General features: G+C 63.5%; 11 protein-coding genes. 8 read left to right on the plus strand and 3 right to left on the minus strand.

What is annotated here, in order from left to right:
- Window positions 1–27 precede the first annotated feature (27 nt).
- The 3 genes from CKW40_RS05025 to nanR all read right to left on the minus strand — a co-directional run bounded on the left by CKW40_RS05025 (window position 28) and on the right by nanR (window position 2713).
- Complete coding sequence (locus CKW40_RS05025) at window positions 28–882, minus strand: sugar phosphate isomerase/epimerase family protein (RefSeq protein ID WP_244571086.1); 855 nt, start codon at window positions 880–882, stop codon at window positions 28–30.
- Window positions 883–888: 6 nt separating this feature from the next.
- The gene (locus CKW40_RS05030) at window positions 889–1734 is read right to left on the minus strand and encodes a phosphogluconate dehydrogenase C-terminal domain-containing protein (RefSeq protein ID WP_095198817.1); all 846 of its coding nucleotides are present in this window, start codon (window positions 1732–1734) and stop codon (window positions 889–891) included.
- Between the two features lie 265 nt (window positions 1735–1999).
- Window positions 2000–2713 (minus strand): transcriptional regulator NanR, encoded by a 714-nt coding sequence (gene nanR / locus CKW40_RS05035; RefSeq protein ID WP_095198818.1) that lies wholly within the window; start codon window positions 2711–2713, stop codon window positions 2000–2002.
- Window positions 2714–3073: 360 nt separating this feature from the next.
- On the opposite strand from nanR, the gene CKW40_RS05040 reads away from it, so the two are divergent.
- The 8 genes from CKW40_RS05040 to CKW40_RS05075 all read left to right on the plus strand — a co-directional run bounded on the left by CKW40_RS05040 (window position 3074) and on the right by CKW40_RS05075 (window position 13190).
- Window positions 3074–4096 carry an ABC transporter substrate-binding protein gene (locus CKW40_RS05040; RefSeq protein ID WP_095198819.1) on the plus strand — a complete coding sequence of 341 codons (1023 nt, stop codon included), beginning with the start codon at window positions 3074–3076 and terminating at the stop codon, window positions 4094–4096.
- 68 nt (window positions 4097–4164) lie between these two features.
- Window positions 4165–6636: an ATP-binding cassette domain-containing protein gene (locus CKW40_RS05045; protein WP_095198820.1), complete on the plus strand. Its 2472-nt coding sequence runs from the start codon at window positions 4165–4167 to the stop codon at window positions 6634–6636.
- Window positions 6633–7664, plus strand: a complete 1032-nt coding sequence (locus CKW40_RS05050) for an ABC transporter permease (RefSeq protein ID WP_095198821.1) — start codon at window positions 6633–6635, stop codon at window positions 7662–7664. The genes CKW40_RS05045 and CKW40_RS05050 overlap by 4 nt, the downstream gene beginning before the upstream one ends.
- A 109-nt stretch (window positions 7665–7773) precedes the next feature.
- Window positions 7774–8601, plus strand: coding sequence for a phosphogluconate dehydrogenase C-terminal domain-containing protein (locus CKW40_RS05055; protein ID WP_095198822.1), 828 nt, complete (start codon window positions 7774–7776; stop codon window positions 8599–8601).
- Window positions 8602–8900: 299 nt separating this feature from the next.
- Entirely contained in the window at window positions 8901–9842 is a 942-nt protein-coding gene (locus CKW40_RS05060; RefSeq protein ID WP_095199146.1) for a D-ribose ABC transporter substrate-binding protein, read from the plus strand.
- Window positions 9843–9919: 77 nt separating this feature from the next.
- Window positions 9920–10564 (plus strand): DUF2291 family protein, encoded by a 645-nt coding sequence (locus tag CKW40_RS05065; protein ID WP_095198823.1) that lies wholly within the window; start codon window positions 9920–9922, stop codon window positions 10562–10564.
- Window positions 10561–12126 (plus strand): sugar ABC transporter ATP-binding protein, encoded by a 1566-nt coding sequence (locus CKW40_RS05070; RefSeq protein WP_095198824.1) that lies wholly within the window; start codon window positions 10561–10563, stop codon window positions 12124–12126. Before CKW40_RS05065 ends, CKW40_RS05070 begins: the two co-directional genes overlap by 4 nt.
- Window positions 12126–13190, plus strand: coding sequence for an ABC transporter permease (locus CKW40_RS05075; RefSeq protein WP_095198825.1), 1065 nt, complete (start codon window positions 12126–12128; stop codon window positions 13188–13190). The genes CKW40_RS05070 and CKW40_RS05075 overlap by 1 nt, the downstream gene beginning before the upstream one ends.

Consider the following 13190-nt stretch of genomic DNA (forward strand, 5'->3'; position numbering starts at 1 on the left):
CTCGTGAGCGCAGGGCCAATTCGGAGTTCAGAAAGCGCTGATCCTCGCGGTTTCCAGCAAGTTGACGAAATGCAATGAGCGCCGCAGCGCGCGACGAATGGTTGCGACATCGACAGGTGTGTTTCGCCGTTGGGGATCACGGCGCTGCGGCCGCTCCAGTCGCAAGGGCAGTTCGATGCTGATCGGCAGTGTTGGCGGAAGGACGGCCCAGTACGCTTCGTAGTCGACCGAGCCGTCGCCGACGGCGCAGAATGCCCACCCTGCGTCGGTGCTGATGACGTCCTTCAGATGAGCATGACCGACCGCATCGAGGGCCGCCGCGATATCCTGCGCGGGCTGTGTCGCCTCGTCGCTATAGGTGAAGACATTTCCGGCGTCGTGGTTCAGACAGACATGCCGCGATCCGATTTCACGGATGAAGCTCGCCCCCAATCGAGCGTTGCCAAGCAAATCGCCGTTGCCCTGCCCAGGGTTCTCGAGCGCGAGGACGATGCCGGCCTGTTCCAGCCTCGGCAGGATGGCATCGATCGTCCCGCGGATGTCAGCCCGATTTGTCATCGGGCCGGCATTGGTCATCAGGAACTTTGCGCCAAGCCCGGCCGCAAAGGTCACTCGTCGCGATAATGCATCCAGCGCATCCGGGCCTGATAGGTCGAGATGACCCGACACGGCATTGATCCCAAGCCCGGCATTGTCTGCTGTCTGACGCAGCTTCGAAGCTTCACTGTCGGCAAACATGCTTTCATCGAAATCGACATAGCCGCGAATGAAGGCCGGTTCGACATAGCCGCCGCCAGCCGCCGCGATCTCCTTGATGGCCAGTTCCATGGAATAGCCATCGAAGAGGGCGGTCGATACCGATATGATCCGTGGCGACGACAACGGCGCTCAGGCTCCCTTGCCGTAGACGATCAGTTCGGACGCTTCCTTCACCTTGGCTGGAGACAGCGCCTCGCGCCAATCGTCGCGGACCACGACGCCCTTGGCGAAACGCATCAGGCGCAGTGCGGCATCGGACGGCACTTTCGGGGAGAAGCCGAACCACATGGCGATCTCGACATTGAGGTGGCCAATCAGAAAGTCGAGGGCGGCCTTTCTGGGAATGCCGTATTTGCGCTCGCATTCCTCGACGGCCTCGACCATGGTGTCGACGAAGGGCATGGCAACCATCTCGGACAGGCCCGGCTCAAGGATCGCCAGCTGTTCGACCGTGACGCGGTGGCTATCGATGATCGGCGACCACATCGCCTTGCACACCTCTTCACCAAGCGCGTAATGCTCTTCCGGGCCCTGCATCAGGGCGCAGACGATCGACTGCCTGGCGATGCCGCCATGATAATCGCGGCGCGCCGCCCACTCCGTCTCGTCGCCGAACAAAGGCGGATGGCAGGGATGGCCGACAAAATAGGTCAGATCCGGCCGATCCTTGGGCAAGTCGCCAGCATAAGGTGCGGCGGCATCGAGGATGAGAAGCATGGTGCCTTTGGCGAGCATCGGCGAGATCTGCCGTGCGATCTGGCCGATGATATTGTCCGGCAAGGCCATGACCACGACCTTGGCACCGGGCACGCCCTCTTCCATGGAGACGGCGCTGATGCCGGCCTCCGACAGCCGCTTGCGGCCGGCCTCGCCGACTTCCACGGCACGGACATCGTAGCCCGCTTCGATCAGCTTGCGCGCCACGCGGAAGCCCATCTTCCCGCCAGCTCCCAGCAGCGCCACGGATATTGTCATTCGTATCTCTCCCAATTGTCTTGATGGTGCGCCTGTGGCGCGCCGATTCAGCCGAACCCTCGCTGCGCGGCCTCGATCTCCGGATATGTGACGGTCACACACGCCCGCCGCAGCGTCGAAGCCATCGCGCAGGCCACAGAGACCCGGCCGGTCAATGCAGCGTCCACGCTGGACGGACATTCATGGAGACGAGCGTTAGCACCAAAAAGATATCATGTCATCACATGAGTTTTGGCACTCAAAAATTTTTGGGCGATCCGAATATTCAGCCGGCCTCGCCGCCTATCAGTTTCGAATAGAGCTCATTGGCGCGGCCGATATGTTCGGCCATGGCAAGGCTCGCGCCTTCCGGATCCCCGCTGGCGATCGCCTTGTAGATGCGCTCGTGCTCCTCGACGGTCAGGCGTTCAGCACCTTTCACCGCCACAAGGTCGCGCTTGAAGCGGGACAGCCATTCGAGCATTCCCTTCGCCACCGCCGCTATCATCGAATTGCCGCTCATTTCGGCAATCACTTCGTGGAATTCCATGTCGGCGGCGACAAATCGCGCCTGGTCACCCCGGGCATCCCGCAGCTGGCGCAAGGTCTCGGCAAGTCGTTCCAGGCTCTTGGCGGTGGCGCGCCGGGTGGCTATCCGCACCAGGCCGGTTTCCAGCAAGAGCCTGACTTCCTTGAGTTCTTCGAGGCCACGCGAGTTTGTCGCCAGCATCATGACCATCGCCGCGGAAACCTGATCGACGATCACCTCGGGTGTCGGATTGATAACGCGCGCACGTTCTCCATGGGAAATCTTGATAAGCCCCATCTGCTGCAGCGTCAGCATGGCTTCACGGATCGACGGCCGTCCCACGCCGATCATCGTCATCAGTTCCTTTTCCGACGGCAATTGAGAGCCAGGCGGAAACTCGGATGTCGAGATCGCCGCCATCAGCCGGTCCAGCACTTCCACATACAGCTTCTTCTTCTGGACCGGTTCCATCCATCCCTCCGCCATCACTCCTGGGCATATCGACCTCAAGTCGCAGCGACAGGCAAGGCCCCATGACCAATTGACATTACATATATGATGACATAATTTCTGCCTGCGGTCGACGCTGGTAGGCTACGCGACCGGCAAACGGGTTTACCGGCGCGAACCGGCCCGACTGGCCAAAGGCAAGAAAGACGAAACGATCGGCCGCGTTTCGCTCTCGTCAATGCATCAAGTGAGTTCTGGTACCGGCTTGCCTATTTGGTATGCTGGTATAACATGTAGATGGTATGGTGTCTTTCGCGAGACGCCATCATGGGATGGCATGCAAGCCGACCATGCTGGTCGGTGTTTTTGGGAGGAAGTATCATGAAGTTTGCAATCGTGGCGGCGCTTGCCAGCGCCGCGGTGGGGAGTGTGTTTGCGCTGCCGGCAGCAGCGTCATCGGATGCACCGGTGATCGCGCTGACCAACGCCTATTACGGCAACACCTGGCGGCACCAGATGGTCGAGGCCTTCGAAGCCTCGGCCAAGGAAGCAAAGGCGGCTGGTCAGATCGCCGACTACATCGTCATGAACGGTGATGGCTCGGTGGCGCAGCAGAACAGCCAGATCGCTGAGTTGATCCTCAAGAAGGTCGACGTGCTCGCCGTCGACGCCGCCTCGGAAACCGCGGTCAACGGCATCATCGAAAAAGCCTGCAAGGCCGGCATCATCGTCGTCTCCTTCGATTCGGTCGCCTCGGCGCCTTGCAACTATCAGCTCAATTTCGACTTCAAGGGCTACAAGGCGACCCAGGCAGAGGCCGTGTTCAAGATGCTCAACGGCAAGGGCAACGTCATCCAGGTGCGCGGCGTGAAGGGCTCGGCGCCCGACAATGACATGTTCAATGCGCAGCAATCGGTGCTGGCGAAATATCCCGATATCAAGGTTGTCGCCACCGTCTATGGCCAAGCGACGGCCTCGGTCGCACAGGCAGCCATCGCCAATGTCCTGCCCTCGCTGCCGCATGTCGATGCGGTGCTCGGCCAGGGCGGCAGCGACGATGTCGGCATCGCCCAGGCCTTCGTCCAATATGGTGGCGACTATGCCGGCAAGATGCCGATCATCGAGGGCGGCGGCGGTACCGACTTCGTCAAATGGTGGGCCGACGAAAACGCCAAGAATGGCTACCAGACGGTGTCGATGAACACGACACCAGGCATTGGCGGCGCCGCGTTCTGGCTCGGCCTGTCCTTGCTCAAGGGCGCCAAGGCGCCAAAGATGATGATCATGCCTGTGGCAACGGTCGACGCCAGCAATCTCAAAGAGTACGCCAAGCTGCCGGGCGGCCAGATCATCAGCCCCAGCTATTCGCTCGATTGGGTTAAGCAAAACCTGCTGAGCAAGTAACGCGACCAGCACAATGGATCGGACGCCGAATGGCGCCCGATCCTTGGCCGTGAAGAAACGGAGGACGAATGTCCCACCTTGCCGTTGCCGATCAGAAGGGGGCAGCCGTCATAGCACCCGCCGCTCGGCAGGAAATCGTCTCGCTTTCACAGATCACCAAGAGTTTCGGGCCGACGCTGGCGAATGCCGAGATCGATCTCGCCGTTTCGGCCGGCGAGATCATCGGCCTCGTCGGCGGCAACGGTGCCGGCAAGTCGACGCTGATGCGCATTCTTTGCGGCACGATGTGGCCAACCCTGGGCTCGATCGCTTTCGCCGGCCAGGCGCTTGACTTCACCGACTACAACACGGCGGAAGCGCAACGGCGCGGCATCCGCATGGTGCATCAGGAACTGTCGCTGTGCGCCAATCTGTCCGTGGCCGAGAACTTCTTTCTGGAGACGCCGCAGGACGCGGCAAGCCGGCCGGGCTGGCGGACGCTTTACAGAGGCCGCGCGCGCTCGGCGCTCGATGCCGTCTTTCCCGGCAACGGCATCGATGTGAACGCGGAAGTCAGCCAGCTCTCCATCGCCGAACGGCAGATGGTCGAGATTGCACGCGCCGCCGCCACGCCCGGCGTCAGGCTCATCGTTCTCGACGAGCCGACCTCCTCGCTCGATCTCGATCGCTCCAGGCAATTGCGGGCTTTCATCCGCGAGCGGGCCAAGGCCGGCCTGGCCTTCATCTTCATCAGTCACAAACTGCAGGAGATCATCGACATCGCCGCGCAGGTTGTCGTGCTGCGCAACGGACGCACCGCCTGGCGCGGCGAGGTGGCGGATACGTCGATCGGCAAGCTGGTACAGTTGATGGGCGGCGACGCCAACTCGATCCACCAGCATGGCGTCACCGTCGCCAGCAGCGGAGGCGCATTGGTGCGGCTGTCCGGGGCGCTGACATTCGAACTCGGCCGCGACATCGAGATCGCGCGCGGTGAGATCGTCGGACTGGCGGGGCTCGAGGGCAGCGGCCAGAAGGAGCTGCTGCATGCCATCTTCAAGCCCGGAAAGGATGCCGCCGTCACCCGGACCGGCGAAGCCGGCTTCATCGCCGGCGACCGCCAGAAGGAAGGCGTGTTCCCGCTGTGGAGCGTGCTGGGCAACATCTCCATCGGCAGCCTTGCGCGCCGCCCGGCGCTGGGCCTGATCTCGGATCGGGTCAACCGCGAGGCCGCGGCCGACGCCGCCGGACGGCTGCGGCTCGATGAAAACCGCTTCGGGTCCAACATTCTGGAGCTGAGCGGCGGCAACCAGCAGAAGGCGCTGGTTGCCCGCGCACTCGTTGCCGATACGCCGATCATCCTGCTCGACGATCCGACGCGCGGCGTGGACATCGCCACCAAGCAGGATTTCTACCGGCTCTGCAACGACATCGCGCGCAGCGGGCGGACACTTGTCTGGCACACGACCGAGGACGCCGAACTGCTGGCCTGCGACCGCGTGCTGGTCTTCGCCGGCGGGCGGATCGTCAAGGAGTTGACCGGCGAGGCGATCACCGAAGCGGCGATCGTCGGGGCATCCTTCGTCCAGCAAGCGGACAAGCGCGCCGACGCAGCGCAGAGTAAAGTCGGCGCCGCCGGGCTTGCCCGCAGACTGGTGAACGCCGCTCCCTTCATCGGCCTCGCCGTCGTGCTGGCGGTGATGATCTCGGCGAATCCGGCGGTCGCCTCGATCTTCGGGCTCGACCTGCTGCTGATGCCGGCGCTGTCGCTGGTGCTGGTGACGGCGGCGCAGATGTTCATCGTCGGCGGCAGCGAAATCGATCTCGGCGTCGGTGCCTTTGCCGGCCTGGTCAGCGTGCTCAGCGCCACGCTGCTCTACGATCAGCCATGGCTCGGCGCGCTTGCCCTTGCAGCGGCGGTGGCCGCCTATGCCGGTCTTGGCGGGTTGATCCAGGCGCGCAAGATCCCGGCCATCGTCGTCACGCTCGGCGCCTCCTTCATCTGGGTGGGGTTGGGCTATGCGCTGCAGCCGACACCGGGCGGCGCCAGTCCTGAATGGCTGACGGCGCTGTTCGGCTGGTCGCTCGACTTCCTGCCAACATCCATCATCCTCATCGCGGCGGTCGCCCTGGTGGTGCTGGTGATCGACCGGCTGCCGCTCGGCGTGGTGCTGCGCGGCTTCGGCAACAATCCCACCGCAATGATCCGCTCGGGCTGGTCGCCGACACGCTACGCGCTGGTGCGCTATTTCATCGCCGGGCTGTTCGCGGCGTCCGCCGGCCTTTCGCTGACCGCGATCAACACGGCGAGCGACATCAATTCCGGCAATTCGTTCACGCTGCTCAGCGTCGCCGCCGTGGTCATGGGCGGCTGCTCGCTGCTTGGCGGCATCGTCTCCCCGGTCGGCGCCATTGCCGGCGCAGTGACATTGTCGCTGATCGGCGCGCTGCTCGGCACGCTCAATGTGAGCAGCGACTACAACGCCGCGACACAAGGGCTGATCCTCATCGCGCTCCTGACGCTGCGCGGCCTGACCGCGGACCGGGGGAGCGAACAATGAACGCGCTGTCCGCCTTCACTTTCTGGGCCCAGAAAAACCGCTGGATTTGGGCCGCCATCGGCGTGCTCCTGCTCTGGTTTGACCTTTCGGTGGTGACCAACCGCTTCAGCCTCTCCAGCCTGTCGGGCATCATCCTGTCGGCCTCGTTCCTGACGGTCGTCGGCATCGGCCAGATGTTCGTCGTCACCACGGGGCGCGGCAATATCGACCTCTCCGTCGCCTCCGTGATCACGCTCAGCGCCTTCGTCGCGCTGCTCACCATCAAGGGCCAGGATGCCAACCTCGCCATTGGCGTTGCCACTGCCGTCCTGCTCGGCCTCGCGGTCGGCCTGCTCAATTCGCTGCTCGTCGTCGGCCTCGGCATTCCGGCGATCATCGCGACGCTCGCCACGGGCTATGTGCTGGCGACCGCGACGCTGCTGTCGAACAAAGCGATCCCCGGCTTTGCCGTCAGCCCGGCGCTCAAGGATCTGGCGACCGGCCGTATCTCGGGCGTTCCGATCATGGCCATCATCGCCATTGTCGGCGTGGCGATCGCCTCCTTCGTGCTGCGCTACACCGTGTTCGGGCAGCTTCTGTCGGCGGTCGGCCAGAACCGGACCGCTGCCCGGCTCGCCGCCATCAACAACGGCCGGGTGATCGCGGCGGCCTTCATCATCTCGTCAATACTTGCCTCGCTCGACGGCCTGCTGCTCGGCGCCTATATCGGCGGCGCCTTCCTCGAAATGGGCCAGCCATATCTGTTGCAGTCGATCGCCGCCGTGGTGCTCGGCGGCACGCTGATCTTCGGCGGTTCGGCGACCGCGCTCGGCACCCTGTTCGCCAGCATCCTGCTCATCCTGATCGTTACCACCATGCAGATCATTGGGCTGCCTCCCGGCGCCCAGGACATCGTTCAGGGCATCGTCGTCATCTTCGTGCTGGCACTTGCCGGACGACAGGCATTGGCGCGCCGTGCCGCGGTCGATCCCACGGACGCTGCGGCGGCGAAGACAGGGCCAGGCGCTGCCGCGCCCCTGTCGAAGTGACGAACACAAAACCAATGATTCCTCTTGCCAAATTCTGGTAGAGTGATCATACCAGTGCACAAGATGACGATCGCTGGACGATCGCCTATGGATTAGGGAGCAAGGTCAGATGACAACGATTGCGCTGTTCGGTGCGGGCGGGAAAATGGGCTATCGCCTGTCAACCAATTTTCGCGGATCGGACTATACGATCCGCCATGTCGAGATCAGCGAAGCGGGCAAGGAGCGGCTGAAAACCGGTCTGGGCTTCGACGCGGTCGGCGTCGATGAGGCGCTAGACGGTGCCGAGGTCGTGATCCTGGCCGTGCCTGACACGCATATCGGCAAGGTCGCCGCCAGCATCGAAAGCAAGCTGGCCCCTGGCACGATGGTGATCGTGCTCGATGCGGCGGCCCCGTTCGCCGGTCATTTGCCCGATCGTCCCGACCTTACCTATTTCGTCACCCATCCCTGCCATCCACCGATCTTCAACGACGAGACCGACATGGCCGCCAAGAAGGACTTCTTCGGCGGCGTCAAAGCCAAACAGCATTTCGTCAGCGCCCTGATGCAAGGGCCGGAGGAAGACTACGCCAAGGGCGAGAAGATCGCCCAGATCATCTGGGCGCCGGTGATGCGCTCGCACCGCGTCACGGTCGAGCACATGGCGCTGCTGGAGCCCGGCCTTTCGGAGACGGTGTGCGCCTCGCTGCTCGTCGTCATGAAGGAAGCCCTCGACGAGGTCGTGGCGCGCGGCGTCGATCGGCAGGCCGCGCTCGATTTCCTGCTCGGCCACATGAATGTGCTCGGCGCCGTCATCTTCGGCGAGACCAAGGGCGTATTCTCCGATGCCTGCAATAAGGCCATCGAATTCGGCAAACCGGTGCTGATGCGCGACGACTGGAAGCGCGTCTTCGAGCCGGAAGAAATCGCCGCCAGCATCCAGCGCATTACCTGAGAGGGCTCCGTCCTTCCTTCTCGCCTGCGGAGAAGGGAGAGCCACGGCAACTGTCAGATACAGATCACCTTAATTAGTGATTGACTCATCATACCAGTTAGCTAAGCTGCTCTCGCGCTCGGATTGAAGCCGGGACGAGCGGAGGATGGCGAGGAACGGGGAGCGAAAATCGGTTCGGTTGGAAAGTCGGCAAGCGGCTTTGCCTGACCAAGCGCGTGCTGCCCGCACTGCCTGATGAATTCAAATGCAGACAATGGCCTCGGTTGGTCGAGGCGATGTCTTTTCAACGGGAGGACTTCATGAAACTCACTCGCAGAATGACGCTTGCGGCTTTCGCCGGCGTACTGGCACTTGGCACGGCGGCGCCGGCCTTCGCGGCCGACCTGATCGCCATCATCACCCCCTCGCACGACAATCCGTTCTTCAAGGCGGAAGCCGTCGGCGCCGAGGCAAAGGCCAAGGAGCTCGGCTACGAGGCGCTGGTGCTGGTGCATGACGACGACGCCAACAAGCAGTCCGAACTGATCGACACCGCGATCGGCCGCGGCGCCAAGGCGATCATCCTCGACAATGCCGGCGCCGACGCCACCGTCGCCGCGGTGCAGAAGGCCAAGGACGCCGGCATCCCCTCCTTCCTGATCGACCGCGAGATCAACGCCACCGGCGTTGCCGTGGCGCAGATCGTCTCGAACAACTACCAGGGCGCCCAGCTCGGCGCGCAGGAGTTCGTCAAGCTGATGGGTGAGAAGGGCAATTATGTCGAGCTGGTCGGCAAGGAATCCGACACCAATGCCGGCATCCGCTCCAAGGGCTATCACGACGTGATCGACGACTATCCGGACCTGAAGAAGGTTGCGCAGCAGTCGGCCAACTGGAGCCAGACCGAGGCCTACTCCAAGATGGAATCGATCCTGCAGGCCAATCCCGACATCAAGGGCGTGATCTCCGGCAACGACACGATGGCGATGGGCGCCTATGCGGCGCTCGCCGCGGCGAACCGCAAGGATGTCATCGTCGTCGGCTTCGACGGCTCCAACGACGTGCGCGACTCCATCACATCTGGCGGCATCAAGGCGACGGTACTGCAGCCGGCCTACGCCCAGGCGCAGATGGCGGTCGAGCAGGCCAACGACTTCATCAAGAACAAGAAGTCGCCCGAGAAGGAAAAGCAGCTGATGGATTGCGTGCTCGTCAATGGCGACAATGCCGCCAAGCTGGAAACCTTCGCGCTGAAGAACTGAGCCGGCGCAATGCAATCCGCGAGGGGCGAACCTAGGGTTCGTCCCTCGTCTCCATTTCCCTGGGATGCTTGACCGCGATGCCGAAGAAGTTGACCTGGCTGACCCTTGTCGCGCTCGCCGGCCTTAGCCTCAGCGCCTGCAAGATTCTGCCGACGCCCTCCGCGCAAGGCGGCGCCAATGCGTCCGGCTTCAACCCGGACAAGATGGTCGAGGAGATCTGGGTGGCGAAGGTCATCCCGTACCTGCAGCAGAAGGCCGGGCCGTTCGCCGAGGTCCATGCGCTGGCGAAGACCGATCAGGCGGCAGCTGGTGCCAAATACGGCAACCCGAAGAAGCAGGCGAATTCGCCATGGACCTTCGCGGTCCGCGTCGAGGGCAAGATCATCGCCGCCAACACACAGTCGCGCGCGGTAACGATGGATATCGACGTCGACGGCGACGGCAAGGCGGATGCGCGGGTGCAGATCGGGCCGGCGATGCGCGGAACCGCACTGCGCGACAGCCTCGATTTCGTCCAGTTCAACGATTTCACCAACCAGATCGACTTCGCCCAGTTCGGCAAGGCGTTCAACGCCTATGCCGACAAGACCGTGCTGTCCAAGCTGCCGCGCGAGGCGCTGGAGGGCCGCACCGCCAAGGTGCTCGGCGCCTACACGATCGAAGGCGGCCAGGACCTGCCATTGGTGACCCCGGCGGAGGCCGAGATCGGGCCGAAGCCATGAACACGGTGCTTAGCCAAGACGTCATCCTCAAGCTGGAAGACGTCTCCAAAGTCTCTGCCGGCACCGTCGCGGTCAAGCAGGCCAATTTCGAGGTGCGCAAGGGCGCGGTCAATGTGCTCGTCGGCGAGAATGGCGCCGGCAAGTCGACGCTGATGAAGATCATCGCCGGCGTCGAGCAGCCGACGGCCGGGCGCATCCTGCTCGACGGCAATGAGGTGTCCTTCTCCTCCTCCGGTGACGCGGTGAACCGCGGCATCGGCATGGTGTTCCAGGAATTGAACCTGTTCGGCAACATGACGGTCGCCGAGAACATTTTTGCCACGCGCGAGATCACCAACCGGTTTGGCAAGATCGACCGCAAGGAACAGGAACGGCGGGCCGGTGAATTCCTCGATCGGCTCGAAGCCGGCACCCGGCCGGACATGCTGGTCGAGGATCTGCGCATCGGCCAGCAGCAGCTGGTCGAGATCGCCAAGGCTGTCTCGCTCGACGCTCGCATCCTGATCATGGACGAGCCGACTTCGGCGCTGAGTGCGTCCGAAGTCGAGATCCTGTTCAAGGTGATCGCCGACCTCAAGGCGCGCGGCGTGGCGATCGTCTACATCTCGCACCGGCTCGAGGAGCTGATTCGCATCGGCGACTACATCACCGTGCTGCGCGACGGCCGCATCACCGGCCAGGAGGAGATGAGACACGTCGACACGCAATGGATCGTGCGGCAGATGATCGGCTCGGATGCCAAGGATTTCGCCAAGGCCGACGACCATGTACCGGGCGAGGAAATCTTCCGCGCCGAGGACATCTGCCTGCCGCGCGCCACCGGCGGACTGGCGGTCGATCACGTCTCGCTGTCGCTGCGCGCCGGCGAGATTCTGGGCATCTACGGCCTGATGGGCGCCGGGCGCAGCGAGCTGTTCGACTGCATCATGGGCCGCCACGGCCATGCCAGCGGCAAGATCTTCATCGACGGAAAACATATCAGGGAACGCGACACGACGCGGCGCATCCGGCGCGGCCTGGCGCTGATCCCGGAAGACCGCCAGCGCGAGGGCCTGGTCTCAATCCTCTCGGTCGCCAGCAATTTGACGCTGGCGAGCCTGTCGCGCTTCGTGCGCCTGTTCCACATCCGTGGCGGCGACGAGCGGCAGGCTGTCACGGAGATGGTGCGGGAGCTTTCGATCAAAGTCGCCGACCCGGCGCAGGAAGTCTCGTCGCTTTCCGGCGGCAACCAGCAGAAGGTGGTGATCGGCAAGGCACTGCTCACCGGACCGAAGGTGCTCTTGATGGACGAGCCGAGCCGCGGCATCGATGTCGGCGCCAAGGCTGACGTCTTCCGCACCATGCGCAAACTGTCGCGCGATGGGCTCGGCATCCTCTTCGCCACATCCGACCTCGACGAGGTGATGGCGCTGTCCGACCGGATCGCGGTGATGAGCAATGGCAAACTGACCGGCATGTTCGACCGCGCCGAGGCGACCGAGGCCGCGATCGTCGCCGCATCGGCGCTCGGCCACGGACCGGCCCTCGCACGTCTTGCCCCAGAACATGGAGAGCAACGCTGATGACTGACATTCCGGCCAGAGCGGCTCACGCATCGGCCTCCAGCGGCTCGGCGCTGCTGACGCTGATGAAGCTCCGGACCTTCATCGCGCTGATCGCCGTGCTGGTGTTCTTCTCCATCGCAGCGCCGAACTTCCTGTCGGCCGCCAATCTGATCCTCATGGCCAAGCATGTGGCGCTCAACGCCTTCCTCGCCATGGGCATGACCTTCGTCATCATCACCGGCGGCATCGACCTTTCGGTCGGCTCTATCGTCGGCCTGTGCGGCATGGTGGCCGGCTATCTCGTGCTCAACGGCATCGATCTGCAGATCGGCTACACCATCTATTTCAACGTGGTCGAGATCGCATTGATCACCCTGGCGGTCGGCATATTGATCGGCGCCGTCAACGGATTGCTGATCACCCGGCTCAATGTCGCACCCTTCATTGCCACGCTCGGCGTCCTCTACGTGGCGCGCGGCCTGGCGCTGCTGTCGTCCGACGGCCGCACCTTCCCCAATCTGGTCGGCAAGCCGGAGCTCGGCACCACAGGCTTCGGCTTCCTCGGCGCCGGCCGGCTCGTCGGCCTGCCGGTGTCGATCTGGATCCTGATCGTCGTGGCGCTGGGAGCCGCCTATCTCGCCCGGTACACGCCGCTCGGCCGCCACATCTTCGCGGTCGGCGGCAACGAGCGCGCGGCACGGATTTCCGGCGTGCGCGTCAACATGGTCAAGATGTTCGTCTACATGTTCTCCGGTTTCTGCGCGGCGATCGTCGGCCTCATCATCTCGTCGGAACTGATGGCCTCGCATCCGGCGACGGGCGAGAGTTTCGAGCTGAATGCCATTGCGGCCGCGGTGCTTGGCGGCACCTCGATGTCGGGCGGCCGCGGCACGATCGGCGGCACCATTGTCGGCGCCTTCGTCATCGGCATACTGTCGGACGGGCTGGTGATGATGGGCGTGAGTTCCTTCTGGCAGATGGTGATCAAGGGCCTCGTCATCATCGTCGCCGTCGTCGTCGACCAGGCGCAGCGCCGGCTCCAGCAGCGTGTGACCCTGATGCAGATGGCAAAGGCGGGTTGA

It is taken from the genome of Mesorhizobium carmichaelinearum, from assembly GCF_900199455.1.
GTDB lineage: Bacteria > Pseudomonadota > Alphaproteobacteria > Rhizobiales > Rhizobiaceae > Mesorhizobium > Mesorhizobium carmichaelinearum.